General features: G+C 67.5%; 26 protein-coding genes. 13 read left to right on the plus strand and 13 right to left on the minus strand.

What is annotated here, in order from left to right:
* Together FV233_RS30900 and FV233_RS16730 are read right to left on the minus strand one after the other, a co-directional pair.
* Positions 1-186 (minus strand): hypothetical protein (locus FV233_RS30900; RefSeq protein WP_210249487.1); only part of this gene is annotated, 186 nt, incomplete at its 3' end.
* A gap of 369 nt (positions 187-555) precedes the next feature.
* Positions 556-1,209: a protein-L-isoaspartate O-methyltransferase gene (locus FV233_RS16730; protein WP_147898111.1), complete on the minus strand. Its 654-nt coding sequence runs from the start codon at positions 1,207-1,209 to the stop codon at positions 556-558.
* Positions 1,210-1,523: 314 nt separating this feature from the next.
* Here FV233_RS16730 and FV233_RS16735 point away from each other — a divergent pair, with 314 nt between their 5' ends.
* Both FV233_RS16735 and FV233_RS16740 read left to right on the plus strand, forming a co-directional pair.
* Positions 1,524-2,798, plus strand: coding sequence for a PQQ-dependent sugar dehydrogenase (locus FV233_RS16735; protein ID WP_187278128.1), 1,275 nt, complete (start codon positions 1,524-1,526; stop codon positions 2,796-2,798).
* Entirely contained in the window at positions 2,798-3,382 is a 585-nt protein-coding gene (locus FV233_RS16740; protein WP_147898112.1) for a c-type cytochrome, read from the plus strand. The genes FV233_RS16735 and FV233_RS16740 overlap by 1 nt, the downstream gene beginning before the upstream one ends.
* Before the next feature lie 10 nt (positions 3,383-3,392).
* Here FV233_RS16740 and FV233_RS16745 read toward each other — a convergent pair whose 3' ends face one another.
* Entirely contained in the window at positions 3,393-4,169 is a 777-nt protein-coding gene (locus tag FV233_RS16745; RefSeq protein WP_147898113.1) for an MOSC N-terminal beta barrel domain-containing protein, read from the minus strand.
* Positions 4,170-4,363: 194 nt separating this feature from the next.
* Here FV233_RS16745 and clpB point away from each other — a divergent pair, with 194 nt between their 5' ends.
* A complete protein-coding gene (gene clpB / locus FV233_RS16750; RefSeq protein ID WP_147855168.1) occupies positions 4,364-6,988 on the plus strand; it encodes an ATP-dependent chaperone ClpB in 2,625 nt (874 codons plus the stop codon).
* Between the two features lie 310 nt (positions 6,989-7,298).
* Here clpB and FV233_RS16755 read toward each other — a convergent pair whose 3' ends face one another.
* The gene (locus FV233_RS16755; RefSeq protein WP_147855167.1) at positions 7,299-8,447 is read right to left on the minus strand and encodes an MFS transporter; all 1,149 of its coding nucleotides are present in this window, start codon (positions 8,445-8,447) and stop codon (positions 7,299-7,301) included.
* Between the two features lie 51 nt (positions 8,448-8,498).
* Between FV233_RS16755 and FV233_RS16760 the strand changes: the two genes are divergently transcribed.
* Positions 8,499-8,828: a helix-turn-helix domain-containing protein gene (locus FV233_RS16760; protein WP_147855166.1), complete on the plus strand. Its 330-nt coding sequence runs from the start codon at positions 8,499-8,501 to the stop codon at positions 8,826-8,828.
* A gap of 132 nt (positions 8,829-8,960) precedes the next feature.
* Positions 8,961-9,737 carry a hypothetical protein gene (locus tag FV233_RS16765; RefSeq protein ID WP_147855165.1) on the plus strand — a complete coding sequence of 259 codons (777 nt, stop codon included), beginning with the start codon at positions 8,961-8,963 and terminating at the stop codon, positions 9,735-9,737.
* A gap of 68 nt (positions 9,738-9,805) precedes the next feature.
* Here the strand turns inward: FV233_RS16765 and FV233_RS16770 are convergent, their stop codons facing one another.
* From FV233_RS16770 to FV233_RS16795, 6 genes are all read right to left on the minus strand, one after another.
* Entirely contained in the window at positions 9,806-10,699 is an 894-nt protein-coding gene (locus FV233_RS16770; RefSeq protein WP_147898114.1) for an inositol monophosphatase family protein, read from the minus strand.
* Positions 10,696-11,271, minus strand: a complete 576-nt coding sequence (locus tag FV233_RS16775) for an NUDIX hydrolase (protein ID WP_147898115.1) — start codon at positions 11,269-11,271, stop codon at positions 10,696-10,698. The genes FV233_RS16770 and FV233_RS16775 overlap by 4 nt, the downstream gene beginning before the upstream one ends.
* Before the next feature lie 7 nt (positions 11,272-11,278).
* Positions 11,279-11,986 (minus strand): glutathione binding-like protein, encoded by a 708-nt coding sequence (locus FV233_RS16780; RefSeq protein WP_147898116.1) that lies wholly within the window; start codon positions 11,984-11,986, stop codon positions 11,279-11,281.
* A 187-nt stretch (positions 11,987-12,173) separates the two neighbouring features.
* Complete coding sequence (locus tag FV233_RS16785) at positions 12,174-13,112, minus strand: SMP-30/gluconolactonase/LRE family protein (RefSeq protein WP_147898117.1); 939 nt, start codon at positions 13,110-13,112, stop codon at positions 12,174-12,176.
* 548 nt (positions 13,113-13,660) lie between these two features.
* A complete protein-coding gene (locus FV233_RS16790; RefSeq protein WP_147898118.1) occupies positions 13,661-14,776 on the minus strand; it encodes a site-specific integrase in 1,116 nt (371 codons plus the stop codon).
* A 1,036-nt stretch (positions 14,777-15,812) separates the two neighbouring features.
* A complete protein-coding gene (locus FV233_RS16795; protein WP_147898119.1) occupies positions 15,813-16,418 on the minus strand; it encodes a hypothetical protein in 606 nt (201 codons plus the stop codon).
* A 310-nt stretch (positions 16,419-16,728) separates the two neighbouring features.
* On the opposite strand from FV233_RS16795, the gene FV233_RS16800 reads away from it, so the two are divergent.
* The 4 genes from FV233_RS16800 to FV233_RS16815 all read left to right on the plus strand — a co-directional run bounded on the left by FV233_RS16800 (position 16,729) and on the right by FV233_RS16815 (position 19,585).
* Positions 16,729-16,941 carry a hypothetical protein gene (locus tag FV233_RS16800; protein ID WP_147898120.1) on the plus strand — a complete coding sequence of 71 codons (213 nt, stop codon included), beginning with the start codon at positions 16,729-16,731 and terminating at the stop codon, positions 16,939-16,941.
* A 48-nt stretch (positions 16,942-16,989) separates the two neighbouring features.
* Positions 16,990-17,346 carry a hypothetical protein gene (locus FV233_RS16805; protein WP_147898121.1) on the plus strand — a complete coding sequence of 119 codons (357 nt, stop codon included), beginning with the start codon at positions 16,990-16,992 and terminating at the stop codon, positions 17,344-17,346.
* 249 nt (positions 17,347-17,595) lie between these two features.
* Complete coding sequence (locus FV233_RS16810; protein WP_147898122.1) at positions 17,596-18,222, plus strand: hypothetical protein; 627 nt, start codon at positions 17,596-17,598, stop codon at positions 18,220-18,222.
* Positions 18,223-19,006: 784 nt separating this feature from the next.
* Entirely contained in the window at positions 19,007-19,585 is a 579-nt protein-coding gene (locus FV233_RS16815) for a PAS domain-containing protein (protein ID WP_147898123.1), read from the plus strand.
* Positions 19,586-19,656: 71 nt separating this feature from the next.
* On the opposite strand, the gene FV233_RS16820 is transcribed toward FV233_RS16815, so the two are convergent.
* Both FV233_RS16820 and FV233_RS16825 read right to left on the minus strand, forming a co-directional pair.
* Positions 19,657-20,274 (minus strand): hypothetical protein, encoded by a 618-nt coding sequence (locus FV233_RS16820; protein WP_147898124.1) that lies wholly within the window; start codon positions 20,272-20,274, stop codon positions 19,657-19,659.
* Between the two features lie 19 nt (positions 20,275-20,293).
* Positions 20,294-20,539 (minus strand): helix-turn-helix transcriptional regulator, encoded by a 246-nt coding sequence (locus FV233_RS16825; RefSeq protein WP_147898125.1) that lies wholly within the window; start codon positions 20,537-20,539, stop codon positions 20,294-20,296.
* A gap of 130 nt (positions 20,540-20,669) precedes the next feature.
* On the opposite strand from FV233_RS16825, the gene FV233_RS16830 reads away from it, so the two are divergent.
* The 4 genes from FV233_RS16830 to FV233_RS16845 all read left to right on the plus strand — a co-directional run bounded on the left by FV233_RS16830 (position 20,670) and on the right by FV233_RS16845 (position 22,863).
* Positions 20,670-20,912, plus strand: a complete 243-nt coding sequence (locus FV233_RS16830) for a hypothetical protein (protein ID WP_147898126.1) — start codon at positions 20,670-20,672, stop codon at positions 20,910-20,912.
* Complete coding sequence (locus FV233_RS16835; RefSeq protein ID WP_147898127.1) at positions 20,909-21,310, plus strand: hypothetical protein; 402 nt, start codon at positions 20,909-20,911, stop codon at positions 21,308-21,310. Before FV233_RS16830 ends, FV233_RS16835 begins: the two co-directional genes overlap by 4 nt.
* Positions 21,311-21,373: 63 nt before the next feature.
* The gene (locus tag FV233_RS16840) at positions 21,374-21,901 is read left to right on the plus strand and encodes a hypothetical protein (protein ID WP_147898128.1); all 528 of its coding nucleotides are present in this window, start codon (positions 21,374-21,376) and stop codon (positions 21,899-21,901) included.
* Between the two features lie 335 nt (positions 21,902-22,236).
* On the plus strand, positions 22,237-22,863 hold the full coding sequence (locus tag FV233_RS16845; protein ID WP_147898129.1) for an HNH endonuclease: 627 nt from the start codon (positions 22,237-22,239) through the stop codon (positions 22,861-22,863).
* On the opposite strand, the gene FV233_RS16850 is transcribed toward FV233_RS16845, so the two are convergent.
* The gene (locus tag FV233_RS16850; RefSeq protein ID WP_147898135.1) at positions 22,860-23,480 is read right to left on the minus strand and encodes a recombinase family protein; all 621 of its coding nucleotides are present in this window, start codon (positions 23,478-23,480) and stop codon (positions 22,860-22,862) included. The two genes, FV233_RS16845 and FV233_RS16850, sit on opposite strands and share 4 nt — an antisense overlap.
* Positions 23,481-23,507 lie beyond the last annotated feature (27 nt).

Genomic DNA, 23,507 nt, shown 5'->3' on the forward strand with positions numbered 1-23,507 from the left:
AAGCTGTGTCTTATCAATATAATAATTGTCACGCGATTTTGTTACTGAGATTGATCGAGATGGACGCTGGCCGGTTAATGCAGGCTCTGCAGCCTGTTTGTATGCAAAATTTAAGCTCAAAGAACCTGTTTTAGACCTGTTCGGTGAGAGCAGGTCGCTGTTCGCATCAGGCGTAAGTGACTGCACGACCACTCAAAATGGCCCCCTGAGCCCAATTTCTGATCTTTTCTGGCCTGTATTTCTGTGAAAACAGGTCATCTGGACAATCGCCGTAGCGACGATGGTCCCATTGTTCCGGATGGTCCTGTGTGAGTCGATCGAGCGGGCACTGCGAAATAAAATTACTGAAATCAATTGGTGATCTATGATTAATGACATTAACCAGCGGTTGCGACTTCCGGCCAGCGTTTTAAAATTTCACAAAATATTTTTCGCGACTTTCTTCATATCGAACGTCCGGAGCCTGGCGTCCGGACCGAAGGTTGTCTTACTTATATCGCCACGCGCCGCATCAGGTGGCGCTGCCCAATTCGCGGGACGTGTGGCGAGTTTACCTTAAAACGCGAACCCGACTTCGGCCGCGAAGGCCTCGAGGAGCGGCAGCGAGGCGTCGAACAGCGGGCGGGAGCCGAAGGCGTCGCCGGCGCGCACGAACAGGGTCGCCTTGGCGTTGCGGTGGGGGCCGAATACGCAGGCCAGGCGGCCGTCGTCCTTGAGCTGGTCGAGCAGCGCCTGCGGCCTGACCTCGACGCGGCCGTTGATCAGGATGACGTCGAACGGCGCCTGCTTGGGGGCGCCCGCCTCCAGCGGACCCTCGAACACCCGGGCCGCGGTTCCGAGCTTGGTGCGGACCGCCTCGGCGAGGTCGGGCACCGATTCCAGCGCGGTCACGTCCGCGCCGAGTTCCGCCATCACGGCCGCCGCGTAGCCGGTGCCGCTGCCGACATCGAGGGCGCTGGCGCCGGGCCGGATCTTGAGGGCCTGGATCAGCCGGGCCAGCACCATCGGCGCCGGCAGGCAGCGGGCCTCGCCGTTGGCCCCGGCGAGGTTCAGGGTCTGATCGATATAGGCGAACGGCTCGCGGCCTTTGGGCACGAAGGTCTCGCGCGGCACCGTGTCGAACGCGTCGAGCACCGCGTTGTCGTTCACGTCGAAGGTCCGCAACTGGCAGTCGACCATCATCCGCCGCGCCTGCGCGTAATCGATCATCGAAGCGTGTCCTCGAACCGGATCGGAATGCTGCCCCGGCCGGGCCGCGGCGGACGCCGAGGTCCCCGGCCAAGCGCGAGCGTTCCGGACGCGCGCGTTTTCGGAGATCACCCGCCAAAACGCAAGGTTTTCGCGGAGGGGGCCATCGCCGGCGTTCCTGCCCATCGGCGATTCGAATGGCGGGGCGCGGGTGACGACCGCATCCCGCTGTCGCGCGTGGGTTGACCGCGGGCTCGCCTCGCACCGCCGGACGTTGAATAATGAGTGCAGACAGGACCGGGCGATCCAAGACGCCGGCCGTATCGGGAGACACCATGATTCCAGCCAGCAAGCCGATCCTGACCCGCGGCCTCGCCGCCGCGCTCGCCTGCCTGGGCGTCGGGACCCTGGCACCGGGCGGATCGCGCGCCCAGGAGACGCCGGCCAGCTCGGCGCCCCCGGCCAGCGTGCAGGTCGACCGCGGCTCGGCGCTCTACGGACGCCCGGAAGGCGGGGACGCGGCCAAGCTCGCCCCGGTGGCGGGGCCGCCCCTGGCCACCGCCGCCGCGAAGCTGCCGCTCGACAAGCTGAAGGTGCCGGAGGGCTTCAAGGTCGAGGTCTATGCCAGCGGCCTCGCCAACGCGCGCTCGATGACGCAGGCGCCGGACGGCACGCTGTTCGTCGGCACCCGCACGGTCGGCAAGGTCTACGCGGTGCTGCCGCAGGCCGGCCCGGACGGCAAGCGCGTGGTGAAGACCATCGCGTCCGGCCTGCACCGGCCGAACGGCGTCGCGTTCCACGACGGCGCGCTGTACGTGGCCGAGCTGTCCAAGATCTGGCGCTACGACGACATCGCCAAGCACCTCGACGGCGGCGAGAAGCCCAGCCTCGTCTACGACGACCTGCCGAAGGACGAGGCCCATGGCTGGAAGTTCATCGCGATCGGTCCGGACAACAAGCTCTACGTCCCGGTCGGCGCACCCGGCAACATCGTGATGCCCCCGGACACGCACGCCCAGATCCGGCGCATCGATCTCGACGGCAAGAACGCCGAGGTGGTCGCCCGCGGGGTGCGCAACACCGTCGGCTTCGACTGGAACCCGAAGACCAAGCAGCTCTGGTTCACCGACAACGGCCGCGACTGGGTCTCGGAGGACATCCCGAACGACGAGCTGAACGTCCTCACGGAGCCCGGCAAGCAGCATTTCGGCTATCCGTTCTGCCACCAGGGCACGTTCACCGATCCCGAATACGGCTGGGGCCATTCCTGTTCGGAATTCACGGCCCCCGCGGGCCTGCTCGGGCCGCACACGGCCTCGCTCGGCATGCGGTTCTACACCGGCGCGCAGTTCCCGGAGGCCTATAAGGATGCGGTCTTCATCGCCCGGCACGGGTCCTGGAACCGCACGACCAAGCTCGGCGGCGACGTGGTGGTTGCGCGGCCCGGCCCGGACGGCAAGGTCGCATCCGTCGAGCCGTTCCTGACCGGCTTCCTGCAGGACAACAAGTATGCCGGGCGCCCTGCGGACGTGCTGGTCGCCAAGGACGGGTCGCTGCTCGTCTCGGACGACTACAACGGCGCGATCTACCGCGTCAGCTACGGCCAGTGATGCGCGGCCGTTCGAGGATCGGGGTGGTCCGGGGGCTCGCGCCGGCCCTCGGCGCCTTGCTGGCGGGTGCGGCACTGGCCGCGCCCGTGCCCGAGCGCCTGGCGCCATGCGTGGCCTGCCACGGGAGCGGCACCTCCGAGACCGAGGGCGTGCCCTCGCTGGGCGGGCAGCAGGCGGATTACGTCGTGACGCAGCTGTTCCAGTTCCGGGAGAAACAGCGCGAGGCCCCGCCGATGAACGATGTCGCGGCCGGCTTCTCCGACGACGACCTGCGCGCCTACGCCGATGCGGTCGCGACCCTGCCGCCGCCCGCGTGGTCGGGGCCGGCCGCGGACCCGGCCCTGGTGGCGCGCGCCCAGGCGCTGGTTTCCAAGCACCAGTGTAATTCCTGCCACGGTGCCGACTTGACCGGCCGGGACGCGATTCCCCGGATCCGGGCGCAGCGGGAAGAGGTCCTCGCGCAGGCGCTCTCGGCCTACAAGTCGAACACCCGGCCGGGCTACGACCCCGCGATGAACGAGGTCGCGCAGGGCCTGAGCGAGGCCGACATAAAAGATCTTGCGGCCTACGTGGCCCGGCTCTGACGGACGCAGCTCAGCCGACGGTGCGCAGCGTATCGCCCACGGCCAGCGCCCCACCGGCGATCACTTCGGCGTAGACGCCGAGGTCGCGGTGGCCGAGCCGGGCGTCCAGGGTCCAGGGGATGTCGTGGTCGCGCACGCCGCTCACCGGATCGACGTTGGTGGCGGCGCAGCGCACGGTACGCTTGGTGATTTTAAGCCGTAGCCCGCTCGGCGCCTCGATCACCCGCCCGACCATGTCGAGCTCGGCGAACGGTGCCAGCCCGTCGACCAGCAGGTTGCCGCGGAAGCGCAGCGGGTCGACCGGCGCGCCGACATACTCTTCCACGGCCGCCACGCTCGCCCGGTTGATCAGCGAGACGTAGCCGGTGGGCGAATCGGTGAAGCGGTATTGCGGCGGCGCCGCGAGCACCTTCGGCTCACCCCGCAGGCTCTCCGGGAGGCAGTGCCGCATCAGGTCGGCGAGCCCGTCGCGACCGGCCTCCGTGTCGAGCCGGAAGGCCAGCGTCTCCCCGGCATGCTCGACCGTGAGGGTCGCGGTGGCATCGTCGTACCGGGTGCGCAGGCGGGCCAGCGCCTCGTCGCGCATCAGCATCAGGTACTTGGTCTTGGGCTGGTGCCGCGGCGCCACCGGGTCGAAGCCCGACGGCCCGTTCTCGATGGCGTAGAGCCGGTCCCCCGGGAAGAAGCCGCTGGTCTCCAGCTCCGCCCGTTCCAGCGGCTCGGGGCTCAGACCCTTCACGGGGTAGCGGTAGAGGCCGAGGAGGCCGATTTCGAGCGCGGCTTGCATGCCGGGAAGGTGGCTCGGAAAAGCTGCGCCGCGCAAGTCCCGAAGCCCTTGTGGTGCGCAAATACAACACCACATCGGGACTACCGGCGGCTTTCGGCGCCGGGGTCCCTCGCGGCAGAGTGCCGGGGGGCGACGTTTCGGCAGGGCCGCGCCATCTCGGGCGGCGGATGCCGGCACGGGAGGTTGAGACACACATGAATTTCGAACTCTACACCGAGCGCGCCCGCGGCTTCGTCCAGGCGGCGCAGAACCTCGCGATGCGCGAGGGCCATCCGCAGCTTCAGCCTGGGCACCTGCTCAAGGTGCTGCTCGACGACCCCGAGGGCCTGTGCGCCGGTCTGATCGACCGCGCGGGCGGGCAGTCGCGGGTCGCGCTGGCACAGACCGAGCAGTGGCTCGCCAAGCAGCCGAAGGTCTCCGGCAACGCGTCGGCCCCGCAGGCGACGCGCGAGCTGATGCGCCTGTTCGACACCGCCGAGCAGGCGGCCAAGAAGGCCGGCGATTCCTACGTCACGGTCGAGCGCCTGCTCCTCGCCCTCGCGGTGGAGAAGGAGTCCGAGGCCGGCCGCGCGCTGCAGGCGGCGGGCGTGACGCCCGCATCGCTGAACGGGGCGATCAATGCGCTCCGCAAGGGCCGCACCGCCGACAACGCCTCGGCCGAGAACGCCTACGACGCGCTGAAGAAATATGCCCGCGACCTCACCGAGGCCGCCCGGGACGGCAAGCTCGACCCGGTGATCGGCCGCGACGAGGAAATCCGGCGGACCATCCAGGTCCTGTCCCGGCGCACCAAGAACAATCCCGTCCTGATCGGCGAGCCCGGCGTCGGCAAGACCGCGATCGTCGAGGGCCTGGCCCTGCGCATCATCAACGGCGACGTGCCGGAATCGCTCAAGGACAAGAGCCTGCTGGCCCTCGACATGGGCTCGCTGATCGCCGGCGCGAAATATCGCGGCGAGTTCGAGGAGCGGCTGAAGGGCGTGCTCTCCGAGGTCACGGCGGCCGAGGGCGGCATCATCCTGTTCATCGACGAGATGCACACGCTGGTCGGCGCCGGTAAGGCGGACGGGGCAATGGACGCCTCGAACCTCCTGAAGCCGGCGCTCGCCCGCGGCGAGCTGCACTGCGTCGGCGCGACCACGCTGGACGAGTACCGCAAGCACGTGGAGAAGGACGCGGCCCTGGCCCGGCGCTTCCAGCCGGTCTTCGTCTCGGAGCCCACCGTGGAGGACACGGTGTCGATCCTGCGCGGGCTGAAGGAGAAGTACGAGCAGCACCACGGCGTGCGCATCCAGGATTCGGCCCTGGTGGCGGCGGCGACGCTCTCGAACCGCTACATCACCGACCGGTTCCTGCCCGACAAGGCGATCGACCTGATCGACGAGGCCGGCTCGCGCCTGCGCATGCAGGTCGATTCGAAGCCGGAGGAGCTCGACTCGGTCGACCGCGAGATCGTGCGGCTGAAGATCGAGGCCGAGGCGCTCAAGAAGGAGACCGATTCCGCCTCCCGCGACCGGCTGGTCCGGCTGGAGCGGGAGCTGGCCGACCTCGAGGAACGCTCGGCGTCGATCACGGCCCGGTGGAAGGCGGAGAAGGACAAGCTCGGCACCGCCGCCGGCCTGAAGAAGAAGCTCGACGAGGCCCGCAACGAATTGGCCGCGGCCCAGCGCCAGGGCCAGTACCAGCGCGCCGGCGAACTCGCCTACGGTGTGATTCCCGGCCTGGAGAAGCAGCTCGCCGAGATCGAGGAGAAGTCCGATGGCGGCCGCGACGGCATGATGGAGGAGGCGGTCACGCCCGCCCACGTGGCCGGGGTGGTCTCCCGCTGGACCGGCGTGCCGGTGGACAAGATGCTGGAAGGCGAGCGCGAGAAGCTGCTCGCCATGGAGGATGCGCTGGCCAAGCGCGTCGTCGGCCAGCGCGAGGCAGTGGAGGCGGTCTCGACCGCGGTCCGGCGCGCGCGGGCCGGGTTGCAGGACCCGAACCGGCCGATCGGCTCGTTCATGTTCCTGGGGCCCACGGGCGTCGGCAAGACCGAGTTGACCAAGGCGCTCGCCGGCTTCCTGTTCGACGACGACACGGCGCTCGTGCGCATCGACATGTCCGAGTACATGGAGAAGCACGCGGTCGCCCGCCTGATCGGCGCGCCTCCGGGCTATGTCGGCTACGAGGAGGGCGGGGCGCTCACCGAGGCGGTCCGGCGGCGGCCCTATCAGGTCGTGCTGTTCGACGAGGTCGAGAAGGCGCATCCGGACGTGTTCAACGTCCTGCTGCAGGTTCTCGACGACGGAAGGCTCACGGACGGGCAGGGGCGGACGGTCGACTTCCGCAACACGCTGCTGATCATGACCTCGAATCTCGGGTCCGAGTACCTCGTGAACCAGCCCGCGGGCGAGGACACCGATGCGGTCCGCGACGAGGTCATGAACGTGGTGCGGGGCCACTTCCGGCCGGAATTCCTGAACCGGGTCGATGAGATCATCCTGTTCCACCGCTTGGCGCGGTCGGAGATGGGGGCGATCGTCGAGATCCAGCTCGGGCGCCTGGCGAAGCTCCTGGAGGATCGCAAGATCACCCTGGATCTCGACGAGGAGGCCAAGATCTGGCTCGCCGACAAGGGCTACGATCCGGCCTACGGGGCGCGGCCGCTCAAGCGGGTGATCCAGAAGAACGTCCAGGATCCGCTGGCCGAGCAGGTGCTCTCAGGCAAGATCCACGACGGCGAGACGGTGCCGGTTCGGCTGGGCCCGATGGGCCTGATGATCGGCGACGTCACAGTCGGCGCCGAGCGCCGGCCGGCCAACGTGGCCCTGAACTGAGCGCTACGGTTTTGCGTAAGGCGGCGCACCGGATGACGGCGCGCCGCCTTTTTGATGCGCGGTCAGCCTCGTAGGACGATCTCGCCACCGCTGCTCAATAAAACCGCCGCGTCATTCCGGGGCGCCGCAGGCGAGCCCGGAATCCAGAGCCGCCGACGGTGCAAAGTCCTGCTCGACCTGTGTTTCTAGACTCCGGGCTCCGCTTCGCGGCCCCGGAATGATGCGGCGTAGGCTGGGGTGTCTGCGGAAATATCACCTGGTCAGGCGAAGAGGGGTCCACAAGCAATGAACCTGCCCACGGTCCGGCGCATCAGCCCGCCGCGACATGGCGAACCCGAGCCAGGATCGCCACCTGCAATGCGAAGCCTGCAGTCGCCGCAGCGGCGGCGGTGATCGGCAGGGCGGAGATTCCCGCCAGCGTGACCACCACGCCGCCGAGCGCCGCACCGGCCGCGCCGCCCAAATAGTTCGCCGAGCTGTTCAGCGCGACGGCGACGCTGCCGTGATCGGGCCGGAGGTGCAGCAGGGCATGCTGCTGCGGCGCCTGCGAGGCCCAGCCCATGGCGCCCCAGACCAACAACGGCAGGTAGCCGAGAAGCGGGGTGCCGAGCAGGCTGGGGAGCAATGCGAGCGCGAGTGTCAGGGCGGCCAGGATCACGGCCATCACCCGACGGGGATCGCGGGTCCGGTCGATCAGCGGGCCGACAGAAAAACTGCCCACCATCCCGCCGATGCCCCAGGCCCAGAAATACGAGGCCTCAGCAGTGCCGAGGCCGGCGCGGTCGAGGAGCGGTGCCAGATAGGTGTAGAGCCCGAGGCTGGCGATGGCGGTGAGGAACGTGACCGCGACCGTCGCAACAACCGACGCGTCGGTCAGCAGGGCTGCCCGGGCCCGCCACGATGGCGGCTCCGCGGCTTCGATGTCGGGCAGGCGTGCCAGGATCGCGACCGTCGCGACGGCGCCCAGCAGTGTCACCATCCACAAGGCGCTCTGCCAGCCGAGCCGTTCGGCGATCCACAGGCCGGCGGGCACGCCGATGACCGTTCCGGTGCTCATGCCCCCGAGGGTCAGCGCCAGGGCGCGGCCCTTCCGGCCCGGCTCCACCAGTGCGGCCGCCGACGCGATCGCCACCGGCGCGTATAGACCGGCCGCGAGGCCGGCGAGCGCCCGGGCCAGGAGCAGCCCGAACAGGCCGGTCGCCAGGGCACTCAGCAGGTTCGCCAGTGTGAAAACCGCGAGCGCCACGCCGAGCACCCGCCGAACCGGCCGTCCGGCGAGCAATCCTGCGCAGACCGGCGCCGCCAGCGCGTAGGCCAGGGTGAAGACCGTGACCGCCTGCCCGGCCTCGCCGGGCTCGACCTGGACTGCGGCCCCGATCCCCGGCAGCAGCCCCGCGACCACATACGCATCCAAGCCCAGGGCAAACATCCCGAGCGCCAGCACCGCGATTCGTCTCATGTCTCGCCGCCTCTTTACGATGTACGACGAAAATCGTACATAAACGGCGCCATGAGCCCCCGCAAGTTCTTCCATCCCGACGTTTCCGAGCTGACCCTGCACCGGGTCCTGTTCGCCCTGAGCGATCCGACCCGCCTGGCGGTGGTGTCGGACCTCGTGAAGGCCGGCGAGCGCGCATCTGGAGACCTGCTGGCCGACAGCGTGCCGCGCTCGACCATGACGCACCATCTCAAGATCCTGCGCGAGGCCGGCGTGACGCGCACCCGGCCCGAGGGGATGCGCTGCCTGATCGCGCTGCGCCGGGAGGATGTCGACGCGCGCTTCCCCGGGCTCCTCGACGCGATCATGGTCCATCGATTGACGGACGTAACGTCGGACTGAAACTGTACGGCCTCGTCTCACATCGCCCGATGTTCGACAGTGTCACTAGTCCCGTGTTTCGCTCAGTTTTTGCAGCGTAGAGGACCGAGCGCCGGTGAGGTTGTTCACCTCTCGCGCGCGAGACTGCGCGCCATGCCGTCAATGCGCCTCTTCTTCTTCGCCCTTGTTGCCGTGCTGGGCTTGCCGGTCGATCGCGCCGCGCTCGGCGAAGCATTCCGGTCTCCCACTACGGGAGAGGTCCGCTTCATTTACCTCGTGCCAAGCGATCGCTCGATCTCGTCGATCTATCCCAGCCGCATCGCCGAAGCGGCGCACCATTTCCAATCGTGGCTGGGCAAGAAGCTCGAGGGTCGCACGGTCCGTCTGGGTCATCCGGCGGTGAGGATCCTGCGTTCCGATAAGCCGGCCCGGTGGTTCAGCGCGGTCGATCAATACCGCGGGTTCGACGCCTTCTATCGCAACGCGCTCGATGAGCTGACGCGTCTGGGAGCTGCCAAGCTGAACGATCCGGAGGCACGATACGTCGTCTACGTCGACGCTGATCACGCCTGCGGGCAATCGGGAGCCGGCGGCAACGGACTCGCGGTCGTGTCCGCCAATGATCTCAGGGGGATCAGCGGGGAAGCCATCGTACCCGCCTGCGAGAAGGCCAACGGTGCCGAGATCGCAGGACGATGCCGCTGGATCGGCGGAATGGGGCACGAACTGTTGCACACGCTTGGCTTGAGGCATCCGGATCGTTCACCCGCATGTCAAACGAGCCAATGCCGCTCCGAGGCCCTAATGATGCAGGGCTATATCACCTACCCGAATGCCGTTCTTCTCGATGAGGAAACCGCCTCGCTACAGCGCTCGCCATTCATCCAGGCCGGTCAGATCAACAGATTGGCCGAGTGCAGTGGCCCGTGAAGGGGCTGGCACCCGAATGCGATCAGGCGTGGATGCCCAACGGCACGACCGACTCACAGGGTAATCCGCTAGGCCTTGCGGATCGCCCTCGCCAGGTCGGCCGCCTGGTCTCGATCCCGGCAGACCAGCCAGAGGTCGTCGTGGGCCGACAGCTCCGCATCGAACAGGTCGATGAAGGCGGCGGGCGGGGGAGCGAGGTCGGGCCAGTGATAGAGGCGAAAGCCCAGCGCCTCGAACAGGGGCAGGATCGGCGCTAGATCCCAGAGCATGCTGTTGACGACCGTCGCGTCGAGCCGCCCGGTGGCCAGGAGCGCCGCGTCCGAGATCGACCCGCCCTCGCTCCAGGGGAACCAGGCCCGCCCGTAATCCAGGGTGAAGCGCTGGGCCGCGACGGCGAGCCAGCCGACATGGCCGGTCCGGCGGGGTGAGGGGGCCAACGGCCGCAGCGCCTCCGTCCGGCGCCCGCACCGGGTCGGCGCCCAGAATGCCCGGCCCTCGGAGACGGCCAACAGGATGCCCGCGGCGGTCTCCGCATTCTCCGTGCGGGCGGGGCCGGAGCGGTCCTCGTTCCAGGCCGGCAGGTTCATCACGCCGGCGCGGGGCCAGCCCGACCGGCAGGCCGCCACCATCACGCCCCAGCCCGACAGGCCGCCCGCGAACGGCCGTGTGCCGTCGATCGGGTCGCCCACGAAGGTCCAGGCGTCGCGCGCCAGCATCGCCTTGGCGGCCGCGTGGCCAAGCTCGTCGGCCGTCTCCTCCTCGATCAGGTCGGGGCCGAAGCGCGCGTGCAGCAGGCGGCTGACCGCGAGATCCGCCTCGGTCAGAGCCTGGCCGAGGTCCGGCCCCTTGTTGGTCATCGCCAGGCCCTCCGCGCGCATCGCGAGCGCCAGCGGCGCGGCCTCCTCGGTGAAGGCGAGCATTGCGGCGAGGACATCGCCGACCGGGGCGTCGGGTGCGATCATGCGGCGAACAACGCGGGCTGGCGCAGCATCAGCGCCTGGACCAGGACGAGGGTCTTGAGATCGGACAGGCGCCCGGCGCGGACCTGATCCGCCAGGGCGCTGAGGGGTACCTCCAGCACCTCGACCTGCTCGCCCTCGCCGGGCAACCCGCCTCCCGGGCCGACGCGGTCGGCCTGACGGTAAGGGGCGAGGTAAAGCCACAGGCGCTCGGAGGAGACGCTCGGCATGCTGTAGGCATGGGTGACGCGCTCGAGCCGCTCGAGCCGCACGCCCGCCTCCTCCATCGCTTCGCGGATCGCGGTCGCCTCCGGCTCGCCGCCGTCGAGGCCCCCGGCCGGCGCCTCGTCGAGGGCGGGCGGGTCGCCCCAGAAGGCTGGGCCGACCCGGCTCTGCCGGACCAGCAGGGCCACCCGCCGCTCGGGATCGTAGGGCAGCACGCAGGCCGCCTCGCCGTGGTCCTCCAGGGCCCGCGGCACCGTGCTGCCGTCGGGCTGGGTCAGCGTGGCGATGCCGAAGGTGTTCCAGCCCCGGTGGATCACCCGCAGGGGCAGGGCGGTCTGCGTGCCGGTCATGAGCGGGTCAGCGCTGGGTGGTGGCGGCGGTCTGGCCGAACATCACCTTCTTGGCGTCCTCGCTCATGGTCTTGCCGTGGTCGGGGTTGACCTCCGGCGCCCGGGCATGGGCCGCCTGGGTCGCGGGCCGCTCCGCGATGGCTGTGAACCAGCGCTTGAGATTGGGGTGCTGGTCGAGGTTCTGGCCCTGCTTCTCCCACGGCACGATCCACGGGTAGCAGGCCATGTCGGCGATCGAGTACTCGGAGCCCGCGACGAAGGCGCGGTCGGCCAGGCGCCGGTCGAGCACGCCGTAGAGCCGGTTGGTCTCGTTGACGTAGCGCTTGATCGCGTAATCGATCTTCTCGGGGGCGTATTGCGAGAAGTGATGGTTCTGCCCCAGCATCGGCCCGAGCCCGCCCATCTGCCAGAACAGCCATTGCAAGACCTCGGCCCGGCCACGCAAGTCGCTCGGAATGAAGCGCCCGGCCTTCTCGGCGAGATACAACAGGATCGCACCCGATTCGAACAGGGAAACCGGAGCGCCGCCCCCGGCCGGCTCGTGATCCACGATCGCCGGCATGCGGTTGTTCGGGGCGATCTTGAGGAAGTCCGGATTGAATTGTTCGCCCTTGCCGATGTTGATCGCCTTGATCTGGTAAGGAATGCCCGCCTCTTCGAGGAACATCGTGACCTTGTGGCCGTTCGGCGTCGGCCAATAGTACAGATCGATCATCGGATTGTGTCCCGCTGACGCGTCATCCTGGACGGTGGGTGCCGGCTTTCGGAAAAGATGACGCAAAAACAAAGCTCTGGAGCCGCCTCGTGGACCGGGTGTCCGAGAGGAGGCTCCGAGCCCCCGGCGGTGGGGAGGTGGGTCTCTGCGGCGGTCCGGTCAAGCATCGTCCGGAGCGATCGCGGCCTCATCCGCCGAGGCAGCCCTGGGTCTCCACGTAGAGGGCGTAGAGCGACTGGCTCGCCGCCATGAACAGGCGGTTCCGGTGCCGGCCGCCGAAGCACAGGTTGGCGCAGCGCTCCGGCAGGCGGATGCGGCCGATCAGGCGCCCATCCGGGTTGAACACCATCACGCCGTCCAGCGCGTCCTCGCCCATGCCCCAGCCACACCAGAGATTGCCGTCCTGATCGCAGCGGATCCCGTCCGGCGTGCCGGGCCCCGCGTCGATCAGCACCCGGCGGTCGCGCAGGGTCCGGCCGCCGACGACGTCGAAGGCGACGATGCGCCGGGTAGGCTCGCCGCGGGATTCCACGAGGTACAGCCGCGATTCGTCCGGCGCGAAGCACAGGCCGTTCGGCCCGGCGATGGCGTGCGCGACCACCTCGAGGGCGCCGGTCTCCGCATCCAGCCGGTAGACGTTCTGGGGCAACTCGGATTCGGCGCGCTCGCCCTCGTAGTAGCCGGCGATCCCGAAGGTCGGATCCGTGAACCAGACCGCGCCGTCGCGCGCGACGACGAGGTCGTTCGGTGAGTTGAGGCGCCGGCCCTCGAAGGCGTCGGCCAGCACGGTGAGCGACCCGTCATACTCGGTCCGCACCACCCGGCGGCCGCCATGCTCGCAGGTCACGAGCCGCCCCTGCCGGTCGCGGGTGTTGCCGTTGGCGAATCCCGACGGCCTGCGGAACGTGCCGACGGCGCCGGTCTCCTCGTCCCAGCGCAGGATCCGGTTGTTCGGGATATCGCTCCACAGGAGATAGCGCCCATCCCCGAACCAGACCGGCCCCTCGCTCCAGCGGCAGCCGGTGGCGAGGCGCTCGACCGCCGCGCTGAACACCCGGTAGCGGGCGAACGAGGCGTCGAGGATCTCGACCGCCGGGTCGGGGTAGCACGCGCTCGGCGTCCACACGGGATTGGGCTCCTGCCGCTGGCGCGCCGATCCGGGCGCAGGGCAACCGCGATACAGGAACGATCGGGCGACGCCAGGGCACAGAGGTGCGCGGAGCGCGGTCCTTCAAGCGATCGCCAAGTCGGTGCCCCGGATGCGAAGCGGAGGATGGCGGCCGGACGAGATCGTCAGTCGGCGCTTCGCCTCGGCGGGAGCGACGAGGACCAAGATCCCCCACCGCCAATCTCCGCGCCGCGTCTCCACCGCCCCCCAATGGAATGCAGTTCGGTTCGTCGGTGCGAGAATCAGCCCTCGCCGTCCCAAGGAAGACCGTACGCGCGCCTGAATTGTCTGACAAGTGAGGCGATGCCGTTTGAAGCGGCTTTCGACAGCCGGCCGCGCAATCCCGGCCCACGATGGCCCCTGTGGCCCGCTGCCCCGTTGCGCCCGGACCGGCGAAACGCTACGGATCTGAGCCCGTAACGGGGTGTCGGGGTGTGGCGCAGTCTGGTAGCGCACCTGGTTTGGGACCGTCGGGTCTTACCGCCCCTAACTCCTTGCTCCCGCAGCTACTTTTGACGTTTCAGCGCGGGCACGTCGGGGATTATGTCGGGTTTCGCCGTCACGGGCGCCATTTTGGCCGCGGTTTCCATCGCCTCCAGCACGTCCTCGTGCATCACGTGCGCGTACTTCGAGGTCGTCGCAATGTCGGCGTGCCGGAGCATGCGTTGGGCGACCTTCAGGTTCCCCGAGGCGCGCAGCACGCGGGTCGCGGCCGTGTGCCGGTTGTCGTGGAAGCGATAGCCGGCGACCACCGGCTTCACGTCCCGGCGGAAGGCGGTCTTCAGCCCCTCGTAGGTGATCGGATAGCGCTGGCCGGCGCGGCGGCCGTCTCGGGCCCGGTCGGCGATGTAGGTGAACACGAACTCCGGATGCTCGCCCTGGAGCGGCCAGAGCAGCGCGCGCACGCTCGGCGGCAACGGGACCGGCGCGAGCTTGTCGCCCTTGCCGAAGATCCAGAGCTGCCGGGCGCCCCAATCGACGTCTTTCCAGCGCAGGCTCACGCACTCGTTGAGCCGGCAGCCGGTCATCAGGGCGAAGCGCACGATCGCGTGGTAGTCCGGCCGGAGGGCGGCGAACATCGCCTCCTCCTCGTCGCCCTTGAGCTCGCGCACGCGCTCCTGCGGCTCGGACATCATGTGCCGGCGCCAGTCAACCGGAGCCGTCGGCTCCTGCCACAGACGGGCCGCGCGGAGTAGGATCGTCCGGAGGATCTCTAGGGTCCTATTGACTGTCGCGGCCGAGACCGTCTCGCCCCGTTGGTTCTTCTCTTGGCGGCGGGTGGTCTTCAGGCGGATCACGAGGGCGTCGTCGATCGCCACGACCCGCTTCGTGTCGCCGACCTCGCGCTGGAGCCAGCCAAGGGTGCGCCAGATGTCGTTTTGCGACTTGGCGAACTGGCCGACCTCCTGCCAATAGCGGGAGGCGGCCAGTGCGAACGTCATCGGTTCCCGGCCGAGCTTTTCTCGGGTCGAGACTTCGGCCTCGGCTTCCTTGCGGCGCTCCCTTTCAAAGAGCTCGGCTTCGCGGCGTGTTTTGCACTTGGTGCTACCTGCAAATCTGCTGTTTCTGATCTCGAAATCGTAGTAATAAAATGGCCGATTGGCTTTCTTGTAAACCGACATGATGTATCCCTTGGCCGAAGACAAGAAGGCTCGCGCGCCATTATCTGCCTGTGGTCAAAGGGAAGCATAGACGTTGCGATTGCAAGCTCGCAGTGAGATTTTGAAACAGAAAAGCATTACCCTCAATGAGGCGACAAGAAGCAGTTCGGAGCGCTTTCGTTGCGCTGCAACGCTACCGAGAGGCTTTCGGCGACCTCCCGCCGCTGTTCGCCTTGCACGGCACCGATGCAGCTTTGGTGCAGCTCATGTATGCCGCGGTCCGTGACGGCCGGCGGCTGGCCGAGGCAGATCTCGCGCGGGCGCAGGGCTTGGAGCCGGCGCCACTGGTAGGGCTCCTGTAGCCTGGTTCGCGAAACCTGAGGATTGTTTAGAGACGCCTGCACGACCTGCGCCGATTTCGCGGTATGAAAAGGTAGATCTCGGACACGTGCGCGCCTGACGCCAGGACGCCGGTCTACCCACCAAACAGTTCAAGGCAGCACAGCTCGCCCGGCACATGCCGCGCGGGCTTTTTCCCGTTGGAGATGACGATGACAATCGCGACCCTAATGCTTAGTCGCAAGGAGGTTTGCCGCCTCCTCGGTGTTTCGGACAAGTGGCTGCGGTCCTCACCGACGGCCCCGGCATACATTGTGTTTGGCACGCGCAAACACCTCTACCGCCAACAAGATATCGAGGCCTGGCTCACGGCGCGGACCGTGAACCCCGCCGAAGAGCGCGCCGCATAGCGCCACCGCCTCGGCGAGCTCGGCGCAGACCGAGCCACCCTCGACCGCTGCTGGATCGGCAAAGACTGACGGCCGAGCGATCCGACGCGCGACCGGCGGTGAGCCCGCTTCTGCAACGAAAAAGCCCGCCCGACACTGGCAGGTCGAACGGGCTAGGCTTCAATCAGCGAGTTCCCAATGCCCGACAACGTGCAGGCTCTCGAGGCCTCGCGCGCACCCGCGCGTGCGCGATCCACAACTTTCCCTTCCTCGCGCCTCTCTGGTGCCTTGTCTCGACCTGGCTGCCGGGCGTGATCGCCGCGCCCGATCTAGCGCAAACTTTTGTTCAGTCGACCCGAGAGCGAGCTTTCGCCAGCGCCATGCGGCGCCGTCCGGACGCTCGCCGGCAAGTCGTTGAACCGGCAAGGCATTCGGAGGGCGAAGCGCCTCCCTCGTCGCCTGCCTCTTACGTGCGGGTGCGCGATGCGCAGGTGCACCCGCGTAGTCCTGTGTTTGGTACTCTCTCCCGCACGACGCTCCCGCACGGCCTGTCCGGCGCCGAGATCGAGCGGATAGCCGGAGGCCTCCAGGCGCTCCGGCGGACCGGCTTGGCGCTCTACTACGCCGTGATCGGAGACGACGCCCTCGACATGCCTGCGGCCCAGGCCCGCGCGGCCATCGCCCGATGCACGAGCCGGATCGCCCGAGACCAGGCCCTCGCCGGCCTTCCGCAGCTCTGGCTTCGCGTCGTCGAGGTGACCGGCGGGGTCCACGCCAACCTCATCTTCGTTGGCACGGCCGAGATGGTCGACCGCCTGCGCCGCTCGAAGGTTCTCGCGCCGTTCCTCCGGACCGAGCGTGCGATCCAGCCCGTGTCGAACCCCGACGGCTTGATCTCGTATCTCGCCAAGGAGCGCCCGGCGGTGGTCCGGCATGGCTCTCGGCTCGGCCCGCGGGTCGTCGGCTCTCACCGTCTTGCAGGCGGTGGCGATCGTGTTGCGCTCTCCCGGCAACTCGCGGCCGAGGCGATCGACACCGGCCTCGTGCAGCCCTGGCAGCGGACCAATGCCAGCGCCGCAGGGAAGCCCGCCAGGAAGGCCGGGGCCGCCGCTCGTGCCTCTGGCCGACCCGAGGCAGCCCGACCGCCCGAACCGCCGCCCCTGGCCGCCTCTGCGGCTCCGGAGGCCATTCCCGACCACCCGGAGGCCTGCCCGGCTGTCCGTCTCGCTCACGGGGAGCTCGCCGATGTTCGACTTCAACCTCGCCGCCGAGGAGGGCTCGCTCTGGACCGAGGTGGTGAAGTGCCGGATCCCGCCGGGCCTACGCGACCGGATCAACACCGCAGCCGCAGCCGAGGCGATCTCGATGTCGGAGTTCATCCGCAGGGCGATGACGGACCGGATCGAGGCGGTCGAGGCCATCCTCGCAGGCCAGGCCGACAATCAACTTCGCATCTAAAGTTCAGGGCCCCTTTAATTGAGGCCACGGACATAAAGGCTATCGAAAATGGCGAATATCAAGATGCGGGACGATCCCGCGACACTTCAGGAGCTTACAGGCCTCGGCCTTATGTGGCTGACCTACGAAGAGATGGCTCGTTACTACAAGGTGACCGATCGAACGATCTACAAATTCTTTAACAGATGTCCTGCCGCCCGTGAAGCCTTTCATCGAGGGCAGGCTATGGGCCGCTTGGCTCTTCGGAGGCGCATCATGCAGTCGAACCACCCGGCGGTGATGATCCACGTCGCCCGAGCGATCCTCGGCTGGAGCCACAAGCGCCAGGTCGAGGTGGTGAGCCGCCCGCCGGTCAATATCTCCGACGCCGAGCTCGCCGCGATCATCTCGCGCCCCTCGCAGTAGGCCTCGACCCCCCTTCCGACCCTCCCGGCCCGCCTCGTGCGGGCTTTCGCATTTCTGGAGCCCTTCGATGGCTACCACTCCACCGCGCTCGTCTTTCGAGGCCTGCGCCATGTCGATGAACGTGCAGCTCATCCTTGAGCTCGTCGATCGCATGAGCGGTCCGATGCGTCGCGACGCCCTTCTCTCCGACACAGCGTGATCCGCCGGCATTGCCCGGCACCCCTCAATCTCACATCGAAGGAAATCCCCATGTCCAAGACCAACATCAACCCGGAGGCCGATGCCCGCTGGCGTGCCGCCGCGGAGAAGACGATCCGCCGGCTCACCCTGGAGCGCGCCCTCGATGCGGCCGGCGTGGTAGGCGAGGACAAGGAGCTCGTGGCCGACCGGATGAGCCGGTACGTCACCCTGGCCGAGGACGGCGGCGAGATCGTTGCCACCGTAGTCGACGAGGCTGGCGAGCCCCGGCTCGGCTCCCGCAGCCTGCCGGTCTCGGTCGATGCCCTGGCTCTGGAGTTCCGCGAGAAGTACCCACGGAATTTCGCCAAGCCCGAGCCGAAGGCGCCGACCGGCTCGACGGCGGCGCCCGCCGGCTCGAAGTGGACAGGTCCGAACCCGTTCGCCGCCGGCAGCCGCTCCCTCACCGACCAAGGGAAGCTCTTCCGCACCGACCCGGCGCTGTACTCGCGCTGGAAGGCGGAAAGCGAAGGCCTCCCGGCACCGACCGCCCCGAGCGGCCCTGCTCCGATCTTGGGCGCCCCGATGCGCTACTTCCGCCCCGGATCGCCGGACTGGAGTTTGACGCGCCAGGGCGAAATCTTCCGTGCCGACCGTGCGCTACACGACCGCCTGAAGGCGGCGAGCGAGGCCGTGTGAGCGCGGCCAGGAGAGCTGTGGCGACCGGGCGGCAAGGCTGCCCGGCTCGCCGCCTCGGCCGCCCCCGGCCCGCCTGGCCGTAGGGAAGGGCATCGCGGCCGACCGGACCGAGCTCCTCCGCGTCGGCGTGGATCATCCCAGCGGCGTCGTCCAACTCGTGCGGGCCGGCGGGCGCCTCGCCTTACGTGGCGATCGAGATCGCTAGGCCGGGCCCGCAGGTCGTGTTCCGGATCGGCCAGATTTGGAGTGGGCCGCGGACCGTTTGGGTCAGATCCTCGCAGGTAAGTTCGCGCAGGATTTGAAATCAGCTTGACCGTAAAAGCATCCGAGAAGGGCGGACGGCTGCCGTTTACGGCAGCTCAGCTTCTATCAAAGTCTGCAGTTTCTCGATGAAGCGTGTTTGCGTCGCGCAATCAACATTGTGCAGGTACGCTCTTACCTGATCGAGTAGGCATGCTTCGACGGCTTCGGCCAAGGGCACCGAGGCGTCCGAACCAGGCTTTGAAGTGAAAACCGAAACAGGGAGGCCCACAGCACTTGCTAGACGGGCAAGTGTCTTGCTATTTTCGGTCCCATCATTGTTAGATCTGTCAGACGTCAGCCCATCTATCATGAATTTTTCCAAAAAATGGGCTGTATAATGAATAAACGATCAAATCGAATATTGTTCCAGAATAAAATTGGGCGGTCTGTGAAATTTTGGAACGGATGTGATGTCGTCGCGTAAACCTAGGATCTGCGTACCAAAATTAATTCGTCGGCATCACAGGACGCGAAAACCCTCATGCGGGTCAATGCTATCGATGGCTTCGATGCTGATCTGGATCATCTGCGCGGCGCGCTCAATGCCTCATCCGTGGTCGGTACTTGGGACTGGGATCATGTGCGTGGCGTCGTCGTATACGATACGGGAGCAGCTCGGCTCCTAACCGGCGATCCAGAGCTTGCAGATCGCGAGATTGACGGGGTGGCCGCAGCTTCCGCGGTTCATCCGGAAGATCATGAATGGCTGGCCGTGCATATGAAGCGGGCCGCCAACGCCGGAGGTCTTGTGCTGGCCGAGTATCGCGTTGTCGCGGCTGACGGGTCCGTAAGGTGGCTCCTCAACCGAGGCCGAACTCATCAGGACGAAGCGGGGCGCCCAGTACGCTCGCGCGGTATCCTGATCGACATCACCGAGATGCGCGACGGGGGCGAGCGCTACGTCCTAAATGAGGCGCCGAAGCCGGAGAACCAGCTCCTTCGTGCGGCCGATCTCGCGATCGCGCTGAAGCAGTTGCTTGGCGAGGAGGCACCGAACGAAATTCAGTCCGCGGCAGACTTGCTGCTGTTCAGCCTAGGGCGAGCCATTGGACGGCTCTGACGACCGATCCGCCGTGGTCCGCCGAGCACCTTGTCGAGGTGTTCCGCAGGGGCGCCGTGTTGTCCTGACCCCTACGGCAATGCCGGATCGATCTTAGTCTCCAGTTCTTGGAAAGGACGAGTGTCGATCCAATCGCCGTTGGTCATTTCGACCAGATTGACTGTTCTCCGCCATTGGGTGCCGAGTTGGCCGCTGTAGAACATGGCTCCGATAAGGTGCTGAGCGATCCCGTTCTGCTTTGGCACCACGGAATTGCATTCAATGCGGATCCCCCTGCCAGCCGGGATGACCTTGCCGATGGCTTGGCCCGCGCAATTCAGGCCGAGCGCTGCAAGGCCTGGCTTCGCGATCACGCTCATTGCCTCTGGAACCGTGCCCTTATCCACGATGGCAAACTCGGCATACCGGAGCGCTGCGGCTCTGCTGCCTTGGTTCGTGATAGTGAGGGTGGTCGAGAGGTATGCTTTTCCACCGCGGGGGACGTCGGCATTGCGCTTGATGCCGAGATCTAGGAATGGGTGATCGCTCTCGATGAGCGCAGCCTGAGCGATGTCGGCCTGCCGCTTCGCCTGCACGTAGGCGCCTCCGGCGAACCCGGCCGCCGCGAGGGTGGCGATTAGCGTGACGCCGCCGACCATGCGCTCGTAGCGGCGGTGCTTGGCATCTTCGCTCGGCTGCGATCCTTCCACCGAAGGTCTCCCGTTTCGGCTACGCCTGCACGAGGGACGGCGTGGCGATCCGGACGCCGTCGCCGGCCGCCTCGTCTCCGTCGATGAAGTCGACGCCGGCACGCTCCAGGGCCTGCCGGAGCACCTCGACTGTGGCGCGCTGTGCCTTCGTCCGCTCCTTCTCGAAGCCGACCACGGTGACCACGGAGACCTTCGCGATGGCAGCGAGTTCGCCTTGCTGGAGGCCGAGGAGGGCTCGAGCGGCGCGGCATTGGGCGGGAGACATCGAGGCATCCTATGCGATGCGAAGAACCCTACACGTTATGAATAGATACATCAAACTCTGTAATCAGATTACAGAAAATGATTGACCCGGGCTCGGGCCGGCGTATCGTCACCTCAACTAGGAGATGATGATGCAGCCGAGACCCGCCACCGCTTCGGACCGCCCGCCCTTCGATGCCGCCCGATGGGTCGATAGAGCACGTGCCGTCGAGCTCTTCCTTATGGCATCGCCGGGCGGCCTCTCGATCGGCATCCCGACCGGCTACGACCCCAACGACCTGCGCCGCCTTCGGGACGAGCTCGGCGTAGAGCTCCGCGACGCACAGGCCGAGCGTGAAGTGTGGGCGCACCTCTTGGCGTGGGCCGATCGGTGATCCTCCGACCCTCGACCAAGATCCGCACGACGACTGGCACTACGATCCGCTTCGGAGCCGCCCGCTACATCGCCCACACCGAGGACGGCCGCGGCGTCGTCGCCTGGATCAAGGGCCAGCCGGTCCCGCTTGCCGACAACCCGCCTGCGATCGAGGCCGAGCTCACCCGCCTGGCCGATGAACATGCCCGCGAGGCCGCCGCTCGGTTCGGCGGCCCGATGGAGGCATGGTCCGGAGGGGACGGCAAGGCCGGTATCCGTCGAGCCCTTGCCGAGCTCGCCCGACGGGAAGCCGATGAGGAAGTCGCCCGCCTGGAGGCTGAGATCGCGCGCCTGGAGGGCCGAGAGCCATCGCTACGAAGTGCTGAAGAGCCGGAGGGTGCACGTTCTAGTAGCTAGACCATTGGCTTTTACAACCGTACGGAATTTCGGGGAAACAATGAGCACAGAGGTGAGCGAAGCGTGGCGCGTAAATTAATCAACCCTCTGAGCACCGCGCAAAAGGTTCGGCGCGGCGTCGCCCTCGGAGCGGTCGTCGTCGGCATCTTCCTGGCCGGGCGGTTTTACCATCGCGACCGGCCGGCGCCGGAGGCCTCTCCGCAGGTCGCGACGGCGACGGCCACGTCCGACGGCTACAAGTGGACCTATCAAGAGGGCGAGGCGCGGCCCCGGCACCCGCTCGACAGTGACCGAGATCTCAACGCCGAAGGTAAGGCCTGGGCTCGGGCGAATGACGTCGCCGAGCCAGCGAAGGAGCCGGCGAAGGAATGCGTCGCGACCTACGCGCGCTTCCAGAAGATCCGGCAGGGCTACTCACCAAGCCATGTCCGCAACATCATGGGCTGCGAAGGCGAACTCGTCTCGTCGCAGCGGGTCGGGTCGGACGAATACCGCACCTACCGTTGGCAGGGTCCGACGCTCGGCTCCGGGTTGGTCGCGATCTTCGTCGGAAACCGCGTCTCCAGCACGTATCAGCTCGGTCTGAAGTGATCTAGCCGCCCGAGACCAAGACCTTCACCAAGCCCGCCCTCACCCGGCGGGCTTGTTCTTTGACCGGCGCCTCGCGCCCACGCGGCCCGGCCGCCCCCCTCATCATGTCGATCACATCGCCGCGTCGGCTCTGTCCGACCTGCGGGTGCGCTGTCGCGTGCCTGCCAAACCAGACCGCTGAGAGCTTCGCCCGCCGAGCCGTCTGCGTGCCCTGCGCCGAGCCTGACGAGCCGGAGCTCTCCTTCACCTCCGGCCCGGCCTACGCGCCGTCGCCGCTCTCGCCGCCTGCGTGCGGCCCCGTCGCGGCCTGACCGCGCTACCACCCCGAGGACATCATGACTGAGATCAAGGCCTGCGAGCGCTGCGGGCGCTCGTTCACGCGCGCCGGCATGCCGTACCAGCTGTCGGCGACCTCATGGCAGAGGAAGCGCTTCTGCTCCATCCGCTGCGCCAATGACCACACGGCTGCCGCCCGCACCCGGCCTCCCGCCGAGCATTTCCATGAAAGCCACAGGATCGACTTGGCCACCGGGTGCTGGCTCTGGACCGGTTACGTGATGCCCAATGGGTACGGGCAGTTTCACGAGAACGGCCGCCGCATCCTAGCGCACCGCTATTCCTTCAGGCTCCACAAGGGGGCGATCCCGCGCGGGAGGAACGTCTGTCACCGCTGCGACGTCCGCCACTGCGTCAACCCTCTGCACTTATGGCCGGGAACGCAGCGTCAGAACCTTCACGACGCGATCGAGAAGGGGCGCTTCTCGGTCGGCTCCGGCCACACGGGCGCCAAGCTGCGCGAGGCGGATGTCGCGCTCGGACGGGAGCTCAACATGTCGGTGACGACCTTCGCGCAGGCCTACGGGGTCAACGGCTCGACGGCTCACAGCGCGTTGACAGGCAAGACCTGGCGGCACGTGTCGCCGCCCGGCCGAGTGACCGGGGTGGTCTGTGAGGCAGCCTAGGCGGCCTCGGAGGCCCGCTTGGAGATCTTAGCGACGGTCGCGCGGGAGCAGCCGGTCGCGGCCTGGATCGAGGACCATGAGATCCCGGCGGCCAGCATCTGCGCGATGCCGGCGTTGCGGCTGGCATCCTCGGGTCGGCCCTTGTAGCGGCCCTCGACCTTCGCCTTGAGCTGTCCCTCGGCTTGCCGGCGGCGGCGGTCGTCGTAATCCTTCCGGGCGACTGCCGCGAGCATGTCGAGCATCATGTCGTTGATCGCGGCGAACATACGCGCCGTGAAGGCGTCGGTGCTCGCCGTGGCCATCATCCACGACGTCGGTAAATCCAAGGCCACGACACGAACCTGACGGGTCGCGAGCTCGGCCTTTAGCTTATTCCAATCCGCGGCAGTGAGGCGGCTCAGGCGGTCGACCTGTTCGACGAGGAGGACGTCGCCGGGCTGCGCGTCGGCGAGGAGCCGGAAAAGTGCGGGCCGCTTCAGGGTCGAGCCGCTTTCGTTCTCGATGTACCAGGCCGCGATGGTGAGCCCGCGCTCGGCAGCGAAGGCCTCCAATTCCTCGCGGGCGCGGTTAGCATCCTGCTCGGTGGTGCTGGCTCGCATATAGGCGCGTAGGAACATCGGAAACCACCACCGGTCTTTTTTGGA

This window comes from Methylobacterium sp. WL7, from assembly GCF_008040085.1.
GTDB lineage: Bacteria > Pseudomonadota > Alphaproteobacteria > Rhizobiales > Beijerinckiaceae > Methylobacterium > Methylobacterium mesophilicum.

Excerpts from the sequence above, each read along its gene's own strand:
- FV233_RS16730 (WP_147898111.1), bottom strand. The coding sequence starts at position 1,209 with ATGATCGATTACGCGCAGGCGCGGCGGATGATGGTCGACTGCCAGTTG.
- FV233_RS16735 (WP_187278128.1), top strand. The coding sequence starts at position 1,524 with ATGATTCCAGCCAGCAAGCCGATCCTGACCCGCGGCCTCGCCGCCGCG.
- FV233_RS16740 (WP_147898112.1), top strand. The coding sequence starts at position 2,798 with ATGCGCGGCCGTTCGAGGATCGGGGTGGTCCGGGGGCTCGCGCCGGCC.
- FV233_RS16745 (WP_147898113.1), bottom strand. The coding sequence starts at position 4,169 with ATGCAAGCCGCGCTCGAAATCGGCCTCCTCGGCCTCTACCGCTACCCC.
- clpB (WP_147855168.1), top strand. The coding sequence starts at position 4,364 with ATGAATTTCGAACTCTACACCGAGCGCGCCCGCGGCTTCGTCCAGGCG.
- FV233_RS16755 (WP_147855167.1), bottom strand. The coding sequence starts at position 8,447 with ATGAGACGAATCGCGGTGCTGGCGCTCGGGATGTTTGCCCTGGGCTTG.
- FV233_RS16760 (WP_147855166.1), top strand. The coding sequence starts at position 8,499 with ATGAGCCCCCGCAAGTTCTTCCATCCCGACGTTTCCGAGCTGACCCTG.
- FV233_RS16765 (WP_147855165.1), top strand. The coding sequence starts at position 8,961 with ATGCCGTCAATGCGCCTCTTCTTCTTCGCCCTTGTTGCCGTGCTGGGC.
- FV233_RS16770 (WP_147898114.1), bottom strand. The coding sequence starts at position 10,699 with ATGATCGCACCCGACGCCCCGGTCGGCGATGTCCTCGCCGCAATGCTC.
- FV233_RS16775 (WP_147898115.1), bottom strand. The coding sequence starts at position 11,271 with ATGACCGGCACGCAGACCGCCCTGCCCCTGCGGGTGATCCACCGGGGC.
- FV233_RS16780 (WP_147898116.1), bottom strand. The coding sequence starts at position 11,986 with ATGATCGATCTGTACTATTGGCCGACGCCGAACGGCCACAAGGTCACG.
- FV233_RS16790 (WP_147898118.1), bottom strand. The coding sequence starts at position 14,776 with ATGTCGGTTTACAAGAAAGCCAATCGGCCATTTTATTACTACGATTTC.
- FV233_RS16795 (WP_147898119.1), bottom strand. The coding sequence starts at position 16,418 with ATGCCGGACCACCGCCGGGCGCTCCTTGGCGAGATACGAGATCAAGCC.
- FV233_RS16800 (WP_147898120.1), top strand. The coding sequence starts at position 16,729 with ATGTTCGACTTCAACCTCGCCGCCGAGGAGGGCTCGCTCTGGACCGAG.
- FV233_RS16805 (WP_147898121.1), top strand. The coding sequence starts at position 16,990 with ATGGCGAATATCAAGATGCGGGACGATCCCGCGACACTTCAGGAGCTT.
- FV233_RS16810 (WP_147898122.1), top strand. The coding sequence starts at position 17,596 with ATGTCCAAGACCAACATCAACCCGGAGGCCGATGCCCGCTGGCGTGCC.
- FV233_RS16815 (WP_147898123.1), top strand. The coding sequence starts at position 19,007 with ATGCGGGTCAATGCTATCGATGGCTTCGATGCTGATCTGGATCATCTG.
- FV233_RS16825 (WP_147898125.1), bottom strand. The coding sequence starts at position 20,539 with ATGTCTCCCGCCCAATGCCGCGCCGCTCGAGCCCTCCTCGGCCTCCAG.
- FV233_RS16830 (WP_147898126.1), top strand. The coding sequence starts at position 20,670 with ATGCAGCCGAGACCCGCCACCGCTTCGGACCGCCCGCCCTTCGATGCC.
- FV233_RS16845 (WP_147898129.1), top strand. The coding sequence starts at position 22,237 with ATGACTGAGATCAAGGCCTGCGAGCGCTGCGGGCGCTCGTTCACGCGC.
- FV233_RS16850 (WP_147898135.1), bottom strand. The coding sequence starts at position 23,480 with ATGTTCCTACGCGCCTATATGCGAGCCAGCACCACCGAGCAGGATGCT.